Here is a 22432-nt window from a genome sequence, read left to right on the forward strand (position 1 = left end):
CATCTTCTGGTTAACGTTCTGCCAGAAAAATCACTAATTCTTTCGTTGCTCCAGACGGCGTAAGGCGCGTTCACGACGGCTTTCCTCACGGCTCCTGTCCAGCAGAATCTCTTCGATAAACGCCAGGTGACGGTGAGACGCTTCACGCGCTTCTTCAGGCTTCCCGGCGATAATTGCTTCAAAGATGCGGGTACGGTGACTGCTCACCAGCGGCAGCATCTCGCGACGCGCATACAGCAATTCGAAGTTTTGCCGAACGTTCTGGGCCAGCATTGGCTCCATACACCTTAGCAAATGGAGCAGCACCACATTATGTGCCGCTTCGGTGACAGCAATTTGATACTGGAGTACCGCGTCAGATTCGCCGTCAAGATCGCCGGACTGTTGAGCAAGCTCGATCGCATGGTGGAGTTCACGGATACGCGTTTTGTCTTCATCCGTGCTGCGCAGTGCAGCGTAATAGGCTGCAATACCTTCCAGCGCATGGCGCGTCTCAAGCAGGTCAAACTGGGATTCAGGATGGTCGGAGAGCAGCTCTACCAGTGGGTCGCTAAAGCTCTGCCACAGGCTGCTCTGAACAAAAGTGCCACCGCCCTGACGACGAAGCAGTAACCCCTTCGCTTCAAGGCGTTGGATCGCCTCGCGTAAGGAGGGGCGGGAGACGTCGAACTGTTTTGCCAGCTCGCGTTCCGGTGGGAGTTTTTCTCCGGGGCGAAGTGTCCCCTCAAGAATTAAAAACTCCAGCTGCTGCTCAATCACATCGGAGAGTTTTGGTTGGCGGATTTTGCTGTAGGCCATGATTTCCTGTCTTAAGCCATTTGCCCGGAGTCAATTGGTCTTACCAATTTCATGTTCTTGACGCTAAAGTAACAAAGTATTCACCTTCTGTCCATACAGGTTTTGATTGAAATCAGTAAAGTGGGCATATTTTAACAACATTACAGAAATAACGTTTCAAACATGTAACTATGCACAAATGTTAAATTTACCCACCACGGGGTAGTTTTAACGGAATTGAAACGAAAAAATATCTCATCTGAACCGATTCACCTGATTATTTATCGACACATTAGCCACAATTAGTGAATAAAAATTCAAAATGGAAATTTTGTGGTAGATAAACTCGCATTTACAAATGGTTTCTTTTTATTCAACTCGTCATCTTGCCCGCATAAAGCAGGTGCATTCGCGCTCGCATATCATTATTCTGATCAAGACAAAAGCATTGAGGCAACATTTTATCTAAAGCATCTGTAAACAAATAAATACAACAAACGGAATTGCAAACTTACACACGCATTGCTGCGTAGTTCAAAAAATAAGTACTCGAAATATGAAGAGTAAAACCACACACGAGGTTTAATGATGGAAAGTCAACAGCATGGCGATCAGCTCAAGCGCGGTCTTAAGAACCGCCATATACAGCTAATCGCGCTGGGTGGCGCGATTGGTACCGGGTTATTCCTCGGTAGCGCATCCGTTATCCAGTCTGCAGGACCGGGTATTATTCTGGGTTACGCAATTGCCGGCTTTATCGCCTTTTTGATTATGCGTCAGTTAGGTGAAATGGTGGTTGAAGAGCCGGTTGCAGGCTCCTTTAGCCACTTTGCTTATAAATACTGGGGCGGTTTTGCGGGCTTCTCTTCTGGCTGGAACTATTGGGTACTGTACGTCCTGGTTGCCATGGCTGAACTGACTGCCGTAGGTAAATACATCCAGTTCTGGTATCCGGAGATCCCCACCTGGGTTTCTGCTGCAGCCTTCTTCGTGCTGATCAACGCCATCAACCTGACCAACGTGAAAGTGTTTGGGGAAATGGAGTTCTGGTTCGCCATTATTAAAGTCATTGCCGTGGTTGCGATGATTCTGTTCGGCGGCTGGTTGCTGTTTAGCGGCAACGGCGGCCCGCAGGCCAGCGTCAGTAACCTGTGGAGTCAGGGTGGCTTCCTGCCGCACGGCTTCACCGGTCTGGTGATGATGATGGCTATTATTATGTTCTCTTTCGGTGGGCTGGAGCTGGTCGGGATCACCGCAGCAGAAGCCGATAACCCGGAGCAAAGCATTCCCAAAGCAACCAACCAGGTTATCTACCGTATCCTGATTTTCTATGTAGGTTCGCTGGCTGTTCTGCTTTCCCTGATGCCGTGGACGCGCGTCACGGCTGATACCAGCCCGTTTGTCCTTATTTTCCACGAGCTGGGCGACACCTTTGTTGCCAATGCACTGAACATCGTAGTGCTGACCGCTGCCCTTTCTGTGTATAACAGCTGCGTATACTGCAACAGCCGTATGCTGTTCGGTCTGGCACAGCAGGGCAACGCGCCAAAAGCGCTGATGAACGTCGACAAACGCGGCGTACCGGTGAACACCATTCTGGTCTCCGCGCTGGTTACGGCTCTGTGTGTACTGATCAACTATCTGGCCCCGGAATCCGCCTTTGGCCTGCTGATGGCGCTGGTGGTTTCCGCACTGGTGATCAACTGGGCAATGATTAGCCTGGCGCACATGAAGTTCCGCAAAGCCAAACAGCAGCAAGGCGTTACCACCCGTTTCCCGGCGCTGCTCTATCCGCTTGGTAACTGGGTATGTCTGATTTTCATGGCTGCAGTGCTGGTGATTATGCTGATGACGCCGGGCATGGCGATTTCGGTGTACTTAATCCCGGTATGGATAGCCATTCTTGGCATCGGCTATTTGTGCAAACAGAAAACCGCCAAAGTAGCTAAAGCGCATTAATTCTCCCTCCCCCACCTGCATCAGGTGGGGGTTGTTACCTGCCTCACACTTTCCCACTCACGACTGTTTCGTCCATATCACTGGCGTTATCCTGCAACGCAAAAAAACCTCTGCCAGACAATAATTATCTCCATATCTTATTAATGGAGTGCAGTTGATGGAAACCAGTAAGCTCACGGTGAAAGAAAAGATCGGCTATGGAATGGGCGACGCCGGATGCAACATCATCTTTGGCGCCATCATGTTGTTTGTTAACTATTTTTACACAGATATTTTTGGCCTGGCACCGGCCCTGGTCGGCGTGTTACTGCTCTCAGTACGCGTTATAGATGCCGTTACCGACCCTATTATGGGCGCGATGGCCGACCGCACCCGCAGCAAATATGGTCGATTTCGTCCATGGCTTTTGTGGATGGCTTTCCCATACGCATTATTTAGCGTACTCATGTTTACCACCCCTGAGTGGACATATAACAGCAAAGTAATCTATGCGTTCGTCACCTACTTCCTGCTCTCTATCACCTATACGGCGATCAACATCCCTTACTGCTCGCTCGGCAGCGTCATCACTAACGATCCAAAGGAACGTGTCGCCTGCCAGTCATATCGTTTTGTGTTGGTAGGAATTGCAACCCTGCTGCTCTCCCTCACCTTGCTGCCAATGGCGGACTGGTTTGGCGGGGAAGATAAAGCTAAAGGCTATCAGATGGCGATGGCAGTGCTGGCCTTCATCGGCATGTGTATGTTCCTGTTTTGCTTTGCAACCGTCCGTGAGCGCGTACGTCCTGCCGTCCCGACTAACGACGATTTAAAAGCCGACCTGAAAGACGTATGGAAGAACGATCAGTGGGTAAAAATCCTGCTGTTAACCCTATGCAACGTCTGTCCGGGCTTTATTCGCATGGCTGCCACCATGTACTACGTAACCTGGGTTATGCAGCAAAGCACGCAGTTCGCAACGTTGTTTATCAGCCTTGGCGTTGTGGGCATGATGATCGGCAGCATGCTGGCGAAGGTGCTGACAGATCGCTGGTGCAAACTGAAAGTCTTCTTCTGGACCAATATCATCCTGGCGATTTTCTCCGGCGCGTTTTACTTCTTCGATCCTAAAGCCACCATGATGATTATGGTGCTTTACTTCCTGCTCAACATTCTGCATCAGATCCCATCCCCACTGCACTGGTCGCTGATGGCAGATGTCGATGATTACGGCGAGTGGAAAACCGGTAAACGTATCACCGGAATCAGCTTCTCCGGCAACCTGTTCTTCTTGAAACTGGGCCTGGCGATTGCCGGAGCGATGGTTGGTTTCCTGCTCTCCTGGTACGGCTACGACGCAGGGGCGAAAGCGCAAAGCGACTCCGCCATTAACGGTATTATGTTGCTGTTTACCATCATACCGGGTGTAGGCTACCTGATTACCGCAGGCGTAGTTCGTCTGCTGAAAGTTGACCGCGAGTTTATGCAACAAATCCAGACAGATTTAGAAAAGCGCCGCGCCAACTACCGTGAACTGAATGAGTACCACGATATAAAAACGACTGAAAACGTAAGGAAAGCCTAATGAGTCAGTGGCCAAATCCCTTTATTGAACAGCGTGCCGACCCGTTTATTTTACGTGACGGTAGCCACTACTATTTCATTGCTTCAGTGCCCGAATACGATCGTCTGGAGATCCGCCGGGCGGACTCGCTGGAAGGGTTACGCACCGCTATCCCGGTTGTCGTCTGGCGCAAACCAGAAAACGGCCCCATGAGCCAGCTGATCTGGGCACCTGAGATCCATCGTCTGGCAGGCAAGTGGTACATCTATTTTGCCGCCGCCCACACACAGGCGCTCGACAAGCTGGGGATGTTCCAGCACCGTATGTTTGCGCTCGAATGTGCAGACGCCGATCCGCTGACCGGCCAATGGACAGAGAAAGGGCAGATTAAAACGCAGTTTGATACCTTCGCGCTCGATGCCACCACCTTTAACCATCAGGGAAAACAGTGGTATCTGTGGGCGCAGAAATCCCCCGATATCTCCGGAAACTCCAATATCTATCTCGCCGAACTGGAAAATCCATGGACGATTAAAGGCGAGCCGGTAATGCTCAGTCATCCAGAGTATGACTGGGAATGCCGGGGTTTTTGGGTCAACGAAGGCCCGGCCGTCATGGTTCACGGCGATAAGCTGTTTATCAGCTATTCCGCCAGCGCCACCGATGAGAACTACTGTATGGGATTATTGTGGATTGATCTCAATGCCGATCCGCTCAACCCGCAGAACTGGCACAAATCGCCGCGCCCGGTCTTTACCACCAGCTACGAAAACCGCCAATACGGGCCGGGACACAACAGCTTTACGCAAACGCCGGAAGGAGAAGATGTGCTTGTGTACCACGCGAGAAATTACACTGAAATCGAGGGCGATCCGCTATACGATCCAAACCGCCACACTCGTCTGAAGCTGGTGCGCTGGAACGAAAACGGGATGCCAGATTTTGGCATCCCACCTGCTGATACGCTTTGAAAGATTGGCCCGCAAGCACCAAGCGACCGGGCCAATCTTTTTTCCTCGACGGATAAGCGCAACGCCATCCACCAATAATAATGGCTTAAATTAATGTTCCATAAATGGTCAACACGGCAATGACCACCACCACCACAAACGAGGTCTTCTTCGCCATCGAAACCGCGGCTTTTGGCGTTGCGACTTTATCGGTATGTGGTTCACGCGCTAAAGAAAACTGCGCAAGGCGAGTAAGCACCTGATATTGCGAAGTATGCAGATCCGCCAGCGACGCAAACCAGGCAGGCAACGCCTTCTCGCCGTGCCCCAGCAGCGCATAGACGACACCCGCCAGGCGCACCGGGATCCAGTCCAGCACGTGCAGGATCGCATCGATACCTGATTGCAAACGCTGGTGTGGCGTCTGATAGCGCGCCAGCCAGGACTGCCAGGCACGTAGAAAGGCATAACCCACCAGCGTCACCGGTCCCCACGGGCCACCGACAATCAGCCAGAATAACGGCGCCAGATAAAAGCGAAAGTTGTTCCATAACAGCGCGTTCTGCAGTTCACGCAAGAACTCACGCTCATCGCACTCAGGCGGAATCCCATGAATCAAGGTCAGCTCGCTGGCCATCGCTTCACGGGCGTGAGCGTCATCGCGAGCAGCCGCGTTCAGATAGGCATGATAATGAAGACGCGTCTTGCCAGCGCCGATGCACAGCAAACCAATTAAGATCCACGCCACCAGCAAAGGCACGTTAAACAACAGGCCTTGAAGTGCGCGCAGCAGCAGGAACGTCACCCCCATCGCAATAAGGGCCATGCCTACCGTACGCATCATCGAAAAATGCTTCACCCGGCGGAAAAAAGCTTCAACCCGGTGATCAAGCTGCCAGTGCTCACCCAGCTTAAACAGGCGTTCAACAATCAACACCAGTAATGTTGTAAACAGCGTCATGTCATCTCCTTGTGCGACGAGGGGGTGACCAGGGCGCGAAACCTTGCCCAGTCAAAAGAGGGCCCGGGATCGGTCTTACGCTCGGGCGCAATATTGCAATGTCCTGTCATGTTGTTGGCAATGGCCGGATAACGCGTAATCAGGGCATTCGTCACGGCTGCCAGTTGCTGATACTGCGCATCGGTATAAGCCAGCGTATCCGTCCCTTCCAGCTCAATACCAATTGAGAAATCATTACAGCGTTCGCGGCCTTGATAGTTCGACACGCCAGCATGCCAGGCGCGTTTATCAAAGGGGACATACTGCACGATTTCACCGTCACGGCGAATTAAACAATGTGCCGAAACGCGCAAATGGGCGATCCCGGCAAAATAAGGATGGGCATTGGGATCAATCGTGCCCGTAAACAGCGCATCGATCCACGGGCCGCCAAACTCGCCAGGCGGCAGGCTGATATTATGCACCACCAGCAGAGAAGGGTTTTCGTCATCCGGGCGGCAATCGTAATGAGGAGAGGGAACGCGTCGCGCCTCTGCCAGCCAGCCCTCGTCTAACAACATGCAGAATCTCCTTATTGGTGGTGCTCATATCAGGTTCAGGGTAGCATGTTTCCACCTTATGATTCGTTAGCAATTTGGAGTTTTATCATGCCGCCTCGCCGCTATAACCCTGACTACCGACGTGACGCGCTGTTGGAACGCATAAATCTGGATATCCCTGCCGCTGTAGCTCAGGCGCTGCGTGAAGATTTAGGCGGAGAAGTTGATGCCAATAACGATATCACCGCACAGCTTTTACCCGCGGAGATGCGCTCCCACGCCACCGTGATCACCCGCGAAGATGGCGTTTTTTGTGGAAAACGTTGGGTGGAAGAGGTCTTTATTCAACTGGCTGGCGATGATGTCAACATCACCTGGCATGTCGAAGATGGCGACAGCATTAAGACCAATCAGCCGCTATTTGAACTGGACGGCCCTTCCCGCGTGCTGCTAACCGGCGAACGTACCGCGCTTAATTTTGTACAGACGCTTTCGGGTGTGGCGAGCGAGGTGCGTAAATATGTCGACCTGCTGGCGGGAACAAAAACCCAACTGCTGGATACACGTAAAACTCTGCCGGGGCTGCGTACCGCGCTGAAATACGCCGTATTATGCGGCGGCGGCGCGAATCATCGTCTGGGCCTTTCTGACGCTTTCCTGATTAAAGAAAACCACATTATTGCTTCAGGTTCGGTACGTCAGGCCGTTGAAAAAGCCTTCTGGCTGCACCCGGATGTGCCGGTTGAAGTCGAAGTAGAAAGCCTGGATGAACTGGACGACGCGCTGAAAGCAGGGGCCGACATCATCATGCTCGATAACTTCGAAACTGACCAAATGCGGGAAGCGGTAAAACGCACCAACGGCCAGGCGCGTCTGGAAGTGTCGGGTAACGTCACTCATGAAACTCTGCGCGAATTTGCCGAAACCGGCGTGGATTTCATCTCTGTTGGCGCGCTGACCAAGCATGTTCGCGCGCTCGATCTCTCTATGCGTTTTCGCTAATTACTGATGGTGTAGCCCGATAGTACTTTCACTTATCGGGCCCATCACGTCGGTTTTTCTATCGGCCGGATAAAGCGTTTCCGCCGCCATACGGCTGTTTCTTGGAGCCTCTTCGCAAATACGGTGTCTGACTCTGTAATTTCATAAAAATCCTCGGAACCCGCCTTCCCGTTCTGTTTTTTGCCTCTCGCCGTGACCCCGAGCGTTTGCCAAAGTAGCGCCAGCTAACTCAAGGAGCGAACGATGGACAAGCAACGAGGCTTCACACTTATCGAACTCATGGTGGTCATTGGCATTATTGCCATCCTTAGCGCCATCGGTATTCCGGCTTATCAAAACTATCTGCGCAAAGCCGCGTTAACAGACATGCTGCAAACCTTTGTTCCCTATCGCACGGCGGTTGAGCTCTGTGCGCTGGAGCATGGCGGAACAACAACCTGTGATGCCGGAACGAATGGCATCCCTTCTCCAGCCACCACCCGTTATGTCTCAGCCATGAGCGTTGAAAAAGGGGTGGTCAGCCTCAGCGGACAAGAAAGCCTGAACGGGTTAAGCATCACCATGACGCCGGGTTGGGACAATGCCAACGGTATTACCGGCTGGAGTCGTAACTGCGTTATCCAGAATGACAGCGCATTGCAACAGGCCTGTGAAGACGTTTTCCGTTTCGATATCAATTAAGGAAAAGAGATGAATACCACCCAACTTACGGCGCTGTGCCAACGTCATCAGGGAATATTACTGGATGCAGACAATGAAGTGGTGCACATCGCCGTCGTGGACGCTCCGTCCCACGAATTGCTGGACGCACTGCATTTTGCCACCACCCGACGTATCGACATCGTCTGCTGGACGCGTCAACAAATGGAAGGCCACACGCATACGCCACAGAAAATGCTCCCGGCAGTGGTCACGAAAAGCAGCGCCAGCGCAGCAGATTTGCTGAATCAGACGTTTCAATCCGCTCTGGTGCAACGGGCTTCTGATATTCATTTTGAGCCAGCGGAAAATCACTATCGAATCAGATTACGTGTGGATGGCGTACTGCATGCTTTACCGGACGTCACGACCGAGATGGGTATCGCCATCACTGCCAGACTAAAAGTTTTAGGCAGTCTGGATATTGCCGAGCACCGACTTGCGCAAGACGGCCAATTTACCGTTGATATTTCAGGAGAGCCGGTCTCGTTTCGCATCGCCACCTTGCCCTGTCGCTTTGGCGAAAAAGTGGTGCTACGGCTACTGCATCAGGTCGATCAAGCGCTGGAAATCACCGCGCTGGGAATGCAGGACGCGCAGCTGGCAGCATTTTCACAAGCGTTGCAGCAGCCTCAGGGGCTGATTCTGGTCACCGGACCGACCGGAAGCGGTAAAACGGTCACGCTGTACAGTGCGCTGCAGACCCGAAACACCCCGGACGTTAACCTCTGTAGCGTGGAAGATCCAGTCGAGATCCCGATCGCAGGTCTTAACCAGACACAAATTCATCCACGTGCCGGTCTCACTTTTCAGGGAGTATTGCGCGCGCTGCTGCGTCAGGATCCCGACATTATCATGGTGGGTGAAATCCGTGATGGCGAAACGGCTGAAATAGCCCTTAAAGCCGCACAAACCGGTCATCTGGTTCTATCAACACTACATACCAATTCCACCACAGAAACACTAATACGCTTGCAGCAAATGGGGGTTGCACGCTGGATGATCGCCTCCGCGCTGACGCTCGTCATTGCGCAGCGGTTGGTGAGAAAATTGTGTCCCCATTGCCGACAACGTCTGGAAACGCCGATCATGCTCCCGGAAGCGATCTGGCCTACGCCACTGCCTCGTTGGCAGGCTCCGGGCTGCCAACATTGCTATCACGGATTTTATGGCCGTACGGCATTGTTTGAAGTTCTCCCCGTTACACCTGCATTGCGCCAGAGCATCGCCAACGGTACGTCCGTAGACGGAGTGGAATCGAATGCTCAGCAACTGGGGATGAGCACGCTTTTCGAAAATGGTTGCAAGGCCGTCGAACAAGGGTTAACAACATTTGAAGAGTTGGTACGCGTACTGGGCATACCCCATGTCAGCTAAACTGCTTTGGCGCTGGCAAGGTATTAGCAACGAAGGTAATCCACTGGAAGGCGTACTTTGGGCCGATACCCGCCCCTCATTGATGCTTGCTCTCGAGCAACGGCATATCACGCCGCTGCGCATTAATCGTATGCGTGTCAAAGCCTCACACTGGAGCCGTGAAAAAAGCGCTGAAACCATACATCAACTGGCGACGTTGCTGAAAGCAGGGCTAACACTCTCGGCAAGTTTAGCTTTGCTGGCTGAACAGCATCCCAGCAGCCAATGGCAAGCGCTACTGCGCACGCTGGCTCACGATATGGAACAGGGTATTTCTCTCTCCACCTCGCTATCTCAGTGGCAACACGTTTTTCCGCCTCTTTATCAGGCAATGATCCGTACCGGAGAGCTTACGGGTAAGCTGGACGACTGCTGCTTTGAACTCGCTCGCCAGCAGAAGAATCAACAGCAACTGGCGGATAAAGTTAAAAAAGCCCTACGCTATCCGATATTCATCATCACGATGGCAGTGATGGTGGTATTCGCGATGCTGCAGTTTGTACTCCCTGAGTTTGCCGCCATTTACCAGACGTTTAACACCCCGCTACCAGTACTCACTCAGCGGATTATCGCCATCGCGCATTTTAGCAGCCAATGGGGATGGCTGGTGGGAGCATTCATCCTGATAGCGGTTGCAGCATATCACCTGATGAAGCAGCAGCCATACTGGCTCACTCTGCGCCAGAAATTGCTGCTCGGCTTCCCGGTCATAGGACCGATGGTGAGAGGGCAAAAACTCACGCAGATCTTCACTGTTCTGGCGTTAACGCAAAATGCAGGTATTCCTTTTCTGCAAGGTCTTGAGAGCGTCACTGAAACGCTGGCCAACCCTTTCTGGTCACAACGTTTAGCGCAGGTACATCAAGATATCAGCGCCGGAAAACCGGTCTGGTTAGCGCTAAAAAATTGCGGTGAATTCAGCCCATTGTGCATACAGTTGGTCAGAACAGGTGAGGCTTCCGGCTCGCTGGATACAATGCTGCGTAATCTCGCCCATCACCACGGCGAGAAAACATTGTCTCAGGCAGAGAATCTGGCTGCGCTACTCGAGCCTGCGTTACTGGTCATTACGGGGCTGATAATCGGTACGCTGGTCGTTGCGATGTATTTGCCGATTTTTCATTTAGGAGATGCGATGAGCGGGGTGGGATAAATTCAAATGCCGGATGGCGCACAGCTTATCCGGCATGTCATAGTACTACCTGTTCTTACAGGCTATTGAAAACGCGGTTTTCTTGTTCCTGTACACGAATAAACGTTGTACGTTTGGTCAGTTCTTTCAGGCGAGATGCACCGACATAGGTACAGGCAGAACGCAGGCCACCAAGGATATCGCGTGCAGTGTTATCAACCGGGCCACGCAGAGGCAACTTAACTGTTTTACCTTCCGCAGCGCGGTATTGTGCAACACCACCGACGTGACGCGTCATGGCTGATTCAGAGCTCATGCCGTAGAACAGCATGAATTTCTCACCGTTCTCTTCAACAATTTTGCCGCCGCTTTCTTCATGACCGGCCAACATACCGCCGAGCATAACGAAGTCCGCGCCACCGCCGAACGCTTTTGCCACGTCACCCGGCATTGTGCAGCCGCCGTCACTGACAATCATGCCGCCCAGACCGTGAGCGGCATCGGCACATTCAATAACCGCAGAAAGCTGTGGGTAGCCAACGCCGGTTTTTACACGTGTGGTACATACAGAACCCGGGCCAATGCCGACTTTAACAATGTCCGCGCCGGAAAGTACCAGCTCTTCACACATTTCTCCAGTAACCACATTGCCCGCACAAATTGTTTTTGTCGGCCATGCTTCACGCGCTTTCGACACAAACTGAACAAAATGCTCTGAGTAGCCATTTGCCACATCAATGCAGATAAAGTTCAGCGCCGGGTTGAGCGCCAGAATCTGTTTGGTTTTTTCGAAATCTGCATCAGAGGTGCCGGTTGAAACCATTACGTGTTTGAGCACATCAGCAGAGCTCTCTGCGATGAAAGCAGTCCAGTCTTCAACAGAATAGTGTTTGTGCACCGCAGTCAGGATGTCGAAGGATGCCAGCGCCGTTGCCATGGCAAACGTCCCGACAGTGTCCATGTTCGCGGCAATAATCGGTACGCCGGACCAGGTCTGACCTGAGTGCTTAAAGGTAAATTGACGTTCCAGCTCAACATCGGAACGGCTTTTGAGAGTAGAACGCTTAGGGCGGATAAGAACGTCTTTGAAACCTAACTTCAGATCTTCTTCGATACGCATGTGCGGATTCCTGGGGTTAATGGCGAAAAATCGAAACTCACAACTCCAGTGACGCTATCATACGCACTAATCAATGCCGCGCAAGACTGCGAAATTCTCTTTTTTTACGCTACAATCCCATAAATTTACCTGGCGAATAGTAGGTTAATCCTGCAGCAACCTCGCCGTCGCACGCGTAACTTTTAACTGTTTGATAATCAAACTTAAACTCCAGGATCTGCATCTATGAGGTATACGGTAGCCTTAACCGGCGGCATTGGCAGTGGTAAAAGTACCGTTGCAAATGCGTTCGCTGACCTCGGAATAAACGTCATTGATGCAGATATTATTGCGCGCCAGGTGGTTGAACCCGGTACCCCAGCCCTTAAGGCGATCGAAGAACATTTTGGTACCGAAGTTATAGCTACCGACGGATCGTTGCAGCGACGCATTTTACGCGAACGCATTTTTTCCAGTCCTGAGGAGAAAAGCTGGCTGAATGCCTTGCTCCATCCGCTTATTCAGCAGGAAACGCAGCGCCAGTTTCAGCAAGCAACCTCCCCTTATCTGTTGTGGGTTGTACCTTTGCTGGTGGAAAATTCGCTGTATAAAAAAGCCAACCGCGTACTCGTGGTGGATGTTACCCCCGAGACACAGCTCAGACGCACTATGCAGCGCGATGACGTCACGCGTGAGCATGTTGAACAAATTCTTGCTGCCCAGGCAACGCGCGAAGCGCGTCTGGCCGTGGCAGACGATGTTATTGATAATAATGGCGCACCGGAGGCCATCGCCTCGGATGTCGCCCGCCTGCACGCGCTCTATTTGCAATGCGCGTTGCAGTTTGTCTCACAGGAAAAACCGTAATGCACACCCAGGTCCTTTTTGAACACCCTCTCAATGAGAAGATGCGTACATGGCTGCGCATTGAGTTTTTAATCCAACAGCTCTCCGTTAATGTACCCATAGCGGACCATGCAGGCGCACTGCATTTTTTCCGCAACATCGGGGACTTACTGGATGTATTTGAACGCGGCGAAGTCCGTACCGAACTCCTCAAAGAGCTGGAAAGACAACAGCGTAAACTCCAGGCCTGGGTTGAAGTTCCCGGCGTCGATCAAAACAGGATCGACGCATTGCGCCAGCAGTTAAAAAGCGCGGGCAGCATTCTGATTTCGGCTCCGCGTATTGGACAGACGCTGCGCGAAGATCGTCTGATTGGCCTTGTACGTCAGCGTTTAAGCATTCCTGGCGGATGCTGCAGTTTCGATCTGCCGACCCTGCATATTTGGTTACATCTACCGCAGTCGCATCGCGACGCGCAGGTTGAAACATGGCTTGCAAGTCTGAATCCGCTCAATCAGGCACTGTCGCTGGTGCTGGATTTAATTCGCAACTCTGCGCCATTCCGTAAGCAAACCAGCTTGAATGGTTTTTATCAGGACAACGGCGAAGATGCCGATCTGCTTCGCTTGCAGCTGCCGCTTGATTCGCAGCTTTATCCGCAAATTTCTGGTCATAAGAGCCGCTTTGCTATTCGCTTTATGCCGCTGGATAGCGAGAATGGCCAGGTGCCTGAGCGTCTCGATTTTGATCTGGCGTGCTGTTAAGGAGTCAACATGTCTGAACAAACCATCGTCAACTGCCCAACCTGCGGCAAACCCGTAGTGTGGGGTGAAGTCAGCCCGTTTCGCCCATTCTGCAGCAAGCGCTGCCAGTTAATCGATCTGGGTGAGTGGGCCGCAGAAGAGAAACGTATCCCAAGCTCTGGTGATCTGTCGGAAAACGACGACTGGAGTGAAGAGCAGAAGTAATTCAGCTAAAACGTAGGGCGGGCAAGCGTAGCGACCCCGCCCTAATTTGCCGGATGGTGGGGTTGCCTAATCCGGCCTACGAACACCTTTATCCAGCAATCAGCTTTTCAATTACCGGCGCATTCGCAGGCGGAAAATCTTCTGTATTCAGAGCATCTTGCGCAATCCACTGCGCCGGTTGCCCCTCTTTCCCCCACGGTTCGCCTTCCCAGCTTTCAACCAGCCAGAACCACAGAGTGATATGCCGGTCCGGAAACTGGTACTCCAGCTTTTCGAACAGTGAGCTTTGAGTCGGCGTAATGCCTACTTCTTCCTGTAACTCGCGAATCAGCGCCTGCTCCGGCGTTTCGCCCGCTTCAATTTTCCCGCCGGGGAACTCCAGCTTATTTGCCATGTGGGCATCAGCCGCACGCTGGGTAATAAAAATTTCATGGTGCTGGTTGCGAATAATCCCGACGGCGATCTGTAGTATTTTCATCTTTATCGTCCATAAAAAAGGCGCAGAATTCTGCGCCTTTTCAGTAAGTTATTTTCTTAACTCAGGCGGCCATGGCACTGTTTGTACTTTTTGCCGGAACCGCAAGGACACGGATCGTTACGACCCACTTTACGATCGCCAGTTTGTGCTGCCAGCTCTTCTGCCGCGGCAGAATCGTCACCTTTATGGCTCAACTGCTGCATCTGCGCTAAACGTTCAGCGTCTTCACGACGTTGCTGCTCCATCGCTTCTACTTCTTCAGGCATACGTACCTGAACTTTGCTCAGGGTACTGATCACTTCGTACTTCAGTGATTCCAGCATTGATGCAAACATAGAGAAGGATTCACGCTTGTATTCCTGCTTCGGATCTTTTTGCGCATAACCACGCAGGTGGATACCCTGACGCAGGTAGTCCATCGCCGCAAGGTGCTCTTTCCACAGAGAATCGAGAGTTTGCAGCATCACGCCTTTTTCGAAGTGACGCATCATCTCCGCGCCCACAACTTCTTCTTTACGCTGATAAACTTCGATGGCGTTTGCCAGAATACGTTCGCGCAGCGTTTCCTCATGCAGCTCAGGCTCTTTATCCAGCCACTCTGAAATAGGCATTTCCAGATCGAAGTCGTTTTTCAGACGTTCCTGCAGACCCGGAATATCCCACATTTCTTCCAGAGACTGCGGCGGAATATAGGCATCAATTGTCGCTTTGAAGACATCCTCACGGATGCTATTAATGGTTTCGCTAACGTCAGTTACGTCCAGCAGTTCGTTACGCTGGGTGTAGATTGCGCGACGCTGGTCATTGGCAACGTCATCATATTCCAGCAATTGCTTACGAATATCGAAGTTGCGGCTTTCTACTTTACGCTGCGCGTTTGCAATCGCTTTAGTCACCCACGGGTGTTCAATTGCTTCACCAGGCTTCATGCCCAGTTTACGCATCATGCCGGACACGCGGTCAGAAGCAAAAATACGCATCAGCGCATCTTCCATCGACAGATAGAAACGAGAAGACCCCGCATCCCCCTGACGACCAGAACGACCACGCAGCTGGTTATCTATACGACGAGATTCGTGACGCTCGGTACCGATAATATGTAAACCGCCTGCAGCTAACACCGCATCATGGCGAACCTGCCACTCGGCTTTGATCTGCGCGATTTGTTCTGGAGTCGGGTCCTCCAGCTCGGCAATTTCCGCCTGCCAGCTACCACCCAGCACGATATCGGTACCACGACCTGCCATGTTTGTCGCGATAGTCACTGCGGACGGATAACCCGCCTGGGCGACGATTGCGGCTTCGTTGGCGTGGAACTTGGCGTTCAGAACGTTGTGTTTGATACCCGCCTTGTTCAGCTCATTAGAAACCACTTCCGATTTTTCAATAGAGATAGTACCAACCAGCACCGGCTGGCCATTTGCGGTACGCTCTTTAATATCTTCAATGATCGCCTGAATTTTTTCCGCTTCAGTCATGTACACCAGATCCGGTAAATCCTTACGGATCATCGGGCGGTTGGTCGGCACAACCACGGTATCCAGTTTGTAGATGGAGCTGAATTCAAAGGCTTCAGTATCTGCTGTACCGGTCATACCGGCCAGTTTTTCGTACAAACGGAAGTAGTTCTGGAAGGTAATGGATGCCAGCGTCTGGTTCTCGTTTTGGATATCTACGCCTTCTTTGGCTTCAACAGCCTGGTGCAGACCATCGGACCAGCGGCGGCCCTGCATGGTACGACCGGTGTGTTCGTCGACGATGATAACTTCACCGTCTTTCACAATATAGTCAACGTCGCGGGTAAACAGCACGTGCGCGCGCAGTGCAGCAGTCACGTGGTGCATCAGCATAATGTTGCCCGGAGAGTACAGCGACTCGCCCTCATCCATAATGCCTTCGTTAACCAACAGCTCTTCAATCAGTACCAGACCACGTTCGGTCAGGTTGACCTGGCGCGCTTTCTCATCAACAGAGAAGTGGCCTTCCCCCTGGAACGTGTCGGAATCGTCCTTCTCCTGACGAATCAGGTGCGGGATGATTTTGTTCACTTTTTTATACATTTCCGAGCTGTCTTCAGCCGGACCGGAAATGATCAGCGGCGTACGCGCTTCATCGATCAGGATGGAGTCGACTTCATCGACCAGCGCATAGTGCAGTTTACGCTGAACGCGCTCTTCCGGGCTAAACGCCATGTTGTCGCGCAGGTAGTCAAAGCCGTATTCGTTGTTGGTACCGTAAGTAATATCGGCATTGTAGGCTTCACGCTTGGCTGGCGCAGGCAGGCCAGACATGTTGATACCCACGGTCATGCCGAGGAATTCAAACAACGGGCGGTTATTTTCGGCGTCACGCTGAGCCAGGTAGTCGTTCACGGTAACCACGTGTACACCTTTCCCGCTTAAGGCGTTGAGGTAGGCTGGCAGCGTTGCGGTCAGGGTTTTACCTTCACCGGTACGCATTTCCGCGATGCAGCGATCGTTAAGCACCATACCGCCCAGCAGCTGTACGTCGAAATGACGCATGCCGAACACACGCTTACTCGCTTCGCGGACCACCGCGAACGCTTCCGGGATCAGGCTTTCAACGCTGGCGCCTTTTTCCAGACGGGCGCGGAATTCAGCGGTCTTCGCTTTCAGTTCATCATCGGAGAGTTTTTCCATCTCCGGTTCCATTGCATTGATGACATTGACCACTTTACGCATACGACGCAGCGTACGCTCGTTACGGCTACCGAATACTTTTGTTAATAATTTGATTAGCATAATAAAATCTCAAACGCCCCGCGGTGCGGAGTCAAAAATTATAAGTTGGAAGGTTCTTTTTTAGCTGAGGCGTTGAGGGCCAGCACGGATACCCTGCAGCTGGCTGATCCAGACCGGAACGCTAAATGCGGCCTGAGAGGTAAAATGGGCATATGTCACGCGACTCACGGTCGCGGGCGGTCTGCCTTCTTGCGTCAGCATCGCGCTGAGCGTATTCAGTAACGCAAGATGGTGCGCCTGGATTGGCAACGGCTCTTCGGCAACAGGCAGCGCCTGAGGAGCCATGGCAAAAGAAAGATGGCGAATGACCGTACGAATGGCATGCTGATGCCAGTAGTCAACGGTAAAATTCGGGCGGCGATTGGTCGCCTCCAGCAAAGCAAGCTGGCTAAAGTTAACTTTGGCAGATTGATCGTGATTGCTGGCGGTCGCCTTCGCGGGAGTATTAGGTTCAGCAGCATTACCGAGCGCAGGCAGGCCAAAACTAGCCGCGACCATCCCCAACAGGAGATGCGGCCAGAAGTACCGTCTGCCTAACTGTCGCCAACGCGTCAGTATTCCACTCACGTTATTGCCACCTGATATACCCTGCGTTTGGGGTTACAAATGCAAAACCATTTTTTTGCGCATAAATATTACCATTAAAGCGTACGCTCCACAGCAGTAATGACAGCAAGTCGCGGGTAAATATGCTTAAGAAAGCAGCGATCGAACGGTGTTTTAATCTGTTGGTGGGGAAAAAGTCGCTTCAGATAAGGTGGTTTTGCAATCGAAAGATAAAAAACGACTGGCTCACCTGGCCGGAGAGAGTGCCAGATTTACCAGTCGAATTTATGCGACAGCGTATGTCGTTATGCCAGTACAGTCGAAGGTGCTTTGAACGCCAACGGCAGTTCTGCATCGTCCTGGAAGGTCACATATTCCCAGGCTTCCTGTTTTGCCAGGACTGCCTGCAATAGTTTGTTATTCAGTGCATGACCGGATTTATACGCGGTGAATGCACCAATAATGTTGTGACCACACATGAACAAGTCACCAATCGCGTCGAGCATTTTGTGACGAACGAATTCGTCTTCAAAACGCAGGCCGTCTTCGTTCAATACGCGATAATCGTCAACAACGATGGCACAATCGAAGCTGCCGCCCAGGCACAGGCCGCGGGACTGCAGATATTCGATATCACGCATGAAGCCGAAAGTACGCGCGCGGCTGATCTGGCGCATGAACGCATCCGCAGAGAAGTTCATCGCGTAGCGCTGCGTGCTGGAGTCGATCGCCGGATGGTTAAAGTCGATGGTGAAATCCAACGTAAAACCATTATACGGCTTAAACTCAGCCCACTTATCGCCATCTTCGACACGAACGGTCTCTTTGATGCGAACAAATTTTTTGGCGCTGCTCAGTTCTTCAATACCTGCATCAAGCAGCAGGTAAACGAACGGAGCGGCACTGCCATCCATAATCGGGATTTCCGGGGCGTTGACTTCAATAACGATGTTATCGATACCTAAGCCCGCCAGAGCAGCATTAAGGTGCTCTACGGTTGAAATCCGCACATCATGCTCATTGACCAGACACGTACAGAGCATGGTATCACGCACAGATTTGGCATCGGCCGGGAAATCTACCGGAGGATTCAAGTCGGTGCGACGATAGATGACCCCGGTGTTGGCCGGCGCAGGGCGTAATGTCAGGGTGACTTTTTTGCCGGTATGCAAACCGACGCCAGTCGCCTGAACGATACGTTTAAGAGTCCTTTGTTTGATCATCGTATAATCTCGCCAAATTACCTATCCAACCGAAGTGTACTATACATTCGGTGGGCCAGTTTAGCACAAAGAGCCACAATTCCCAAATTCCAGCTAATTCTTAATCAGCTTGCTTACGCAGGAATGCAGGGATATCCAGATAATCCGGCTCTTTCGTGGTTTGCGGCGTATTGTCGTTAACCACTTTTGCTACCGGTTTCTGCTCTTGCGTCAACGGCGCCATACCGTGCTGCTGGTAACGATCCATTACCGGCTGCTGTACCTGTTTGTTGGTCACCAGAGTGATTTCAGGACGCTTGTCCATACCAATTCCAGTCGCAACAACGGTCACGCGCAGTTCGTCGTTCATATCCGGGTCCAGAGAGGTACCGATAACCACGGTCGCGTTATCCGATGCAAAGGCACGAATCGTGTTACCCACGGTTTCGAACTCATCCAGACGCAGGTCGAAGCCCGCAGTAATGTTAACCAGCACGCCGCGTGCGCCGGACAGATCGATATCTTCCAGCAGCGGAGAAGAGATAGCCATTTCAGCCGCTTCTTCTGCACGGTCTTCACCGCTCGCCACGCCAGAACCCATCATCGCGTAGCCCATTTCGGACATCACGGTGCGCACGTCTGCAAAGTCGACGTTCATCAGGCCAGGACGAGTAATCAGTTCAGCGATACCCTGGACTGCGCCTTTCAGCACGTCGTTCGCTGCGCCAAATGCATCCAGCAGGGAGATACCACGGCCCAGTACTTTCAGCAGCTTGTCGTTAGGGATAGTGATCAGAGAGTCCACGTGTTTGGACAGCTCGGTGATACCCTGCTCCGCGAATGCCATACGCTTCTTGCCTTCAAAGTTGAAAGGCTTAGTCACGACAGCAACGGTCAGAATACCTAAATCTTTTGCGACTTCAGCTACCACTGGCGCTGCACCGGTACCGGTACCGCCGCCCATGCCAGCTGCGATAAACACCATGTCTGCGCCGTCAAGCGCTGCGCGCAGAGCTTCGCGATCTTCGTCTGCCGCATTACGACCGACTTCCGGGTTTGCACCCGCGCCCAGACCTTTGGTGATGCCGCTACCAATCTGAATGGTCTGTCCAACCGCCGTTTTACGCAACGCCTGAGCGTCGGTATTCACCGCGAAGAATTCAACACCTTCGATGCGCTCACGCACCATGTGTTCAACGGCATTACCGCCGCCGCCACCGACGCCGATGACTTTAATCACCGCGTCGTTGGTTAGTTCCATAGGTTCAAACATAGTTTCTCTCTCCGTTTTACACTTCATCCTTCAAGCCGCCTCTTTGTTGGCTGCCTTCACTCACTCCCGTGACATAGTAAACTATGCTCCAGGAGATTCGCTCAGTTGCCGCCGCGATGCAACTTGAATGACTTTGTGTAGTGCCTGTCGCCTGAGACCGTTAATTTGCGTCGGTCTCTTTAAAAATTAAAACTCTTTACGTAACCAGCTATTCAGTCGCTTGATCCACGATCCGACCGAGGCAGTTACGCGCTTTTCTACTTCAGCCTCACCACTTAAATGGGATTCTTTCCCGTAGTGCAGCAGCCCTACCGCCGTTGAATAATACGGCTCCTGGGCATAATCCGTCAGACCGGTAATATTCAGCGGTGCGCCAATACGTACTTGTGTATGGAACACGCGCTGTGCGCAGGCCGCAAGACCTTCAATTTGCGCAGCACCGCCGGTTAACACAATCCCCGCCGCCAGATGATGTTTCACACCCTGCTGGCGAAGCTGTTCCTGTAATTGCAAAATTTCTTCGTTGACCAGGTTGAGCAGCTCGGTATAACGCGGCTCAATGACCTCTGCCAGAGTCTGACGTTGCAGACTACGCGGCGGACGACCACCAACGCTTGGCACTTCAACGCTCTCGTCTTTACCCACGATGGAACCCAGTGCGCAGCCATGACGCACTTTGATGGCTTCAGCATCGCTCGGCGGCGTACCAAAGGCATACGCGATATCGCTGGTCACGACATTCCCTGCATAAGGGATAACTTTAGTGTGGCGCAACGCCCCGCCAGTATAAACGGCGATGTCCATTGTACCACCACCAATATCCACCACGCAGACACCCAGTTCACGTTCATCTTCCGTCAATACGGAATAACTGGCTGCCAACCCGGCAAAAATCAGTTGGTCAACTTTCAGACCACAACGTTCAACGGCTTTGACAATATTCTTCGCCATGTCGTTGTGGCAGGTAATAAGATGGACTTTTGCCTGCATACGCACACCGGAAAGACCGACCGGATTTTTGATACCTTCCTGGTAGTCGATGGCGTATTCCTGCGGGATGACGTGCAGAACACGATGTTCATCGCGAACGCGTACGGATTTTGCCGTATGTACCACGTTTTCCACATCTTCCTGCGTCACTTCCTCTTCGGAAATGGGCACCATACCAATTTCATTCTGACAGCTAATATGTTTACCGGAAAGCGCCAGATACACTGAAGAGATCTGGCAATCTGCCATCAGTTCAGCCTGGTCAATGGCGCGCTGTACGCACTTCACCACTGACTCAAGGTCATTCACCCCGCCTTTATCCATACCTCGCGATGGGCAACTGCCCACGCCAATGATATTGACCATACCGTCGGGCAGAACTTCCCCTACTAAAGCGGCTACCTTCGCGGTGCCAATCTCCAGTCCAACTACCAGTTTTCTGTCCGTCGCCTTGATCATTGTTGTTCTGCCTGTGCCTGATTCTGTTGCTGATTAGATTCCTCAGGAGGCAAGGGAACCCAGCCTACTGCCGCTCCTGAGTCATAACGCAAATCAACGTAGCTAATCCGTTTGCCATCGGTTTGCGCCTGCTGCTGTAAAACCGGGTAGAGTTCCACAAAGCGAGCCAAACGTTTTATCGTATCGCCCCTGCCCAGATTCAGCTTAATATCGTTATTCAGCGTCAACTGCCAGGAACGACGAGCGGTCATTGCCGCTTCCTTCAGGGTGAATCTGTCCTTAGCCAGCACCTGCCCCATATCGCGGAACCCTTGCAGCACTTCACTTGCGCTGCCTTCCGGTCCGTACAACATAGGTAATACCTGCTTATTGGCCCGACCGGTTGGGACACTGAAGGTATTTCCTTCGGCATCCACCATATGTTGGTCATTCCAACGCGCTATTGGCACATATTCAACCAGATGAATCTTCAATTCATCAGGCCATTGCTTTCTGACGCTCGCCTGTTTGATCCAGGGGAGGCGTTCAATCTGGCTCTGGATAATGTTCACATCCTGAGTCATAAATGTTCCCGGAGCGCCCAGCGCCAGAATGGACTGACGGATATCGTCATTGCGCGTGTAATGCCGTTCGCCGGTTAATACCAGTTTTGACAATGGCAGGCGCTGCGCATCTTCCATCCATCCCAACACTACCCAGCCGCTGACAAACACGGTGCACAGCACTGTCAGCAGGAACAGTATTCCTGCAAGACGCGTTCCATTATTGCGGCGTGAGGAGTTTACTTCTTCTTCATCACCGTTTCGCGTGTTCAGCGCAGCCTGCGACATA

Annotated in this window: 21 protein-coding genes; 10 read left to right on the forward strand and 11 right to left on the reverse strand. The window is 52.1% G+C overall.

The window, feature by feature from the left end; genetic code table 11:
• Positions 1-33: 33 nt before the first annotated feature.
• Positions 34-798 carry a pyruvate dehydrogenase complex transcriptional repressor PdhR gene (gene pdhR / locus HV243_RS20515; RefSeq protein ID WP_003018699.1) on the reverse strand — a complete coding sequence of 255 codons (765 nt, stop codon included), beginning with the start codon at positions 796-798 and terminating at the stop codon, positions 34-36.
• Between the two features lie 564 nt (positions 799-1362).
• Here pdhR and aroP point away from each other — a divergent pair.
• From aroP to HV243_RS20530, 3 genes are all read left to right on the forward strand, one after another.
• A complete protein-coding gene (gene aroP, locus HV243_RS20520) occupies positions 1363-2736 on the forward strand; it encodes an aromatic amino acid transporter AroP (RefSeq protein WP_087121850.1) in 1374 nt (457 codons plus the stop codon).
• Between the two features lie 157 nt (positions 2737-2893).
• Positions 2894-4300, forward strand: coding sequence for an MFS transporter (locus HV243_RS20525; protein ID WP_016151715.1), 1407 nt, complete (start codon positions 2894-2896; stop codon positions 4298-4300).
• A complete protein-coding gene (locus HV243_RS20530; protein WP_047358326.1) occupies positions 4300-5250 on the forward strand; it encodes a family 43 glycosylhydrolase in 951 nt (316 codons plus the stop codon). Before HV243_RS20525 ends, HV243_RS20530 begins: the two co-directional genes overlap by 1 nt.
• 85 nt (positions 5251-5335) lie before the next feature.
• On the opposite strand, the gene ampE is transcribed toward HV243_RS20530, so the two are convergent.
• On the reverse strand, positions 5336-6190 hold the full coding sequence (gene ampE, locus HV243_RS20535) for a beta-lactamase regulator AmpE (protein WP_016155697.1): 855 nt from the start codon (positions 6188-6190) through the stop codon (positions 5336-5338).
• Positions 6187-6750: a 1,6-anhydro-N-acetylmuramyl-L-alanine amidase AmpD gene (gene ampD, locus HV243_RS20540; protein WP_016151712.1), complete on the reverse strand. Its 564-nt coding sequence runs from the start codon at positions 6748-6750 to the stop codon at positions 6187-6189. Before ampD ends, ampE begins: the two co-directional genes overlap by 4 nt.
• A gap of 87 nt (positions 6751-6837) precedes the next feature.
• Here ampD and nadC point away from each other — a divergent pair, with 87 nt between their 5' ends.
• The 4 genes from nadC to hofC all read left to right on the forward strand — a co-directional run bounded on the left by nadC (position 6838) and on the right by hofC (position 10999).
• Positions 6838-7731 carry a carboxylating nicotinate-nucleotide diphosphorylase gene (gene nadC / locus HV243_RS20545; RefSeq protein WP_047358402.1) on the forward strand — a complete coding sequence of 298 codons (894 nt, stop codon included), beginning with the start codon at positions 6838-6840 and terminating at the stop codon, positions 7729-7731.
• Positions 7732-7974: 243 nt separating this feature from the next.
• Positions 7975-8412 carry a prepilin peptidase-dependent pilin gene (gene ppdD / locus HV243_RS20550; protein WP_016151710.1) on the forward strand — a complete coding sequence of 146 codons (438 nt, stop codon included), beginning with the start codon at positions 7975-7977 and terminating at the stop codon, positions 8410-8412.
• Positions 8413-8421: 9 nt separating this feature from the next.
• A complete protein-coding gene (gene gspE, locus HV243_RS20555) occupies positions 8422-9807 on the forward strand; it encodes a type II secretion system protein GspE (RefSeq protein ID WP_053388889.1) in 1386 nt (461 codons plus the stop codon).
• Positions 9797-10999, forward strand: coding sequence for a protein transport protein HofC (hofC, locus tag HV243_RS20560; protein ID WP_053388888.1), 1203 nt, complete (start codon positions 9797-9799; stop codon positions 10997-10999). The genes gspE and hofC overlap by 11 nt, the downstream gene beginning before the upstream one ends.
• A 55-nt stretch (positions 11000-11054) precedes the next feature.
• Here hofC and HV243_RS20565 read toward each other — a convergent pair whose 3' ends face one another.
• Complete coding sequence (locus HV243_RS20565; RefSeq protein WP_019078378.1) at positions 11055-12098, reverse strand: GMP reductase; 1044 nt, start codon at positions 12096-12098, stop codon at positions 11055-11057.
• Between the two features lie 225 nt (positions 12099-12323).
• On the opposite strand from HV243_RS20565, the gene coaE reads away from it, so the two are divergent.
• The 3 genes from coaE to yacG are packed head-to-tail and all read left to right on the forward strand — an operon-like array spanning position 12324 to position 13891.
• On the forward strand, positions 12324-12944 hold the full coding sequence (gene coaE / locus HV243_RS20570) for a dephospho-CoA kinase (protein ID WP_046275369.1): 621 nt from the start codon (positions 12324-12326) through the stop codon (positions 12942-12944).
• A complete protein-coding gene (zapD, locus tag HV243_RS20575) occupies positions 12944-13687 on the forward strand; it encodes a cell division protein ZapD (RefSeq protein ID WP_016151705.1) in 744 nt (247 codons plus the stop codon). Before coaE ends, zapD begins: the two co-directional genes overlap by 1 nt.
• A 9-nt stretch (positions 13688-13696) precedes the next feature.
• Positions 13697-13891 (forward strand): DNA gyrase inhibitor YacG, encoded by a 195-nt coding sequence (gene yacG / locus HV243_RS20580; RefSeq protein WP_016151704.1) that lies wholly within the window; start codon positions 13697-13699, stop codon positions 13889-13891.
• Between the two features lie 88 nt (positions 13892-13979).
• Here yacG and mutT read toward each other — a convergent pair whose 3' ends face one another.
• The 7 genes from mutT to ftsQ form a co-directional block, all read right to left on the reverse strand.
• The gene (gene mutT / locus HV243_RS20585; protein WP_016155691.1) at positions 13980-14369 is read right to left on the reverse strand and encodes an 8-oxo-dGTP diphosphatase MutT; all 390 of its coding nucleotides are present in this window, start codon (positions 14367-14369) and stop codon (positions 13980-13982) included.
• Positions 14370-14425: 56 nt separating this feature from the next.
• Positions 14426-17131, reverse strand: a complete 2706-nt coding sequence (secA, locus tag HV243_RS20590; RefSeq protein ID WP_016151702.1) for a preprotein translocase subunit SecA — start codon at positions 17129-17131, stop codon at positions 14426-14428.
• 60 nt (positions 17132-17191) lie between these two features.
• A complete protein-coding gene (secM, locus tag HV243_RS20595) occupies positions 17192-17698 on the reverse strand; it encodes a secA translation cis-regulator SecM (protein WP_029139762.1) in 507 nt (168 codons plus the stop codon).
• A gap of 284 nt (positions 17699-17982) precedes the next feature.
• The gene (gene lpxC / locus HV243_RS20600) at positions 17983-18900 is read right to left on the reverse strand and encodes a UDP-3-O-acyl-N-acetylglucosamine deacetylase (protein ID WP_006686706.1); all 918 of its coding nucleotides are present in this window, start codon (positions 18898-18900) and stop codon (positions 17983-17985) included.
• Positions 18901-19000: 100 nt separating this feature from the next.
• Positions 19001-20152, reverse strand: coding sequence for a cell division protein FtsZ (ftsZ, locus tag HV243_RS20605; protein ID WP_003018753.1), 1152 nt, complete (start codon positions 20150-20152; stop codon positions 19001-19003).
• Positions 20153-20338: 186 nt separating this feature from the next.
• Positions 20339-21601 (reverse strand): cell division protein FtsA, encoded by a 1263-nt coding sequence (gene ftsA / locus HV243_RS20610; RefSeq protein ID WP_003018755.1) that lies wholly within the window; start codon positions 21599-21601, stop codon positions 20339-20341.
• A complete protein-coding gene (gene ftsQ / locus HV243_RS20615) occupies positions 21598-22431 on the reverse strand; it encodes a cell division protein FtsQ (protein WP_003018758.1) in 834 nt (277 codons plus the stop codon). The genes ftsA and ftsQ overlap by 4 nt, the downstream gene beginning before the upstream one ends.
• Between the last annotated feature and the right edge of the window lies 1 nt (position 22432).

The sequence above is a fragment of the Citrobacter sp. RHBSTW-00599 genome (genome assembly GCF_013784065.1).
Classification (GTDB): Bacteria; Pseudomonadota; Gammaproteobacteria; order Enterobacterales; family Enterobacteriaceae; genus Citrobacter; species Citrobacter braakii.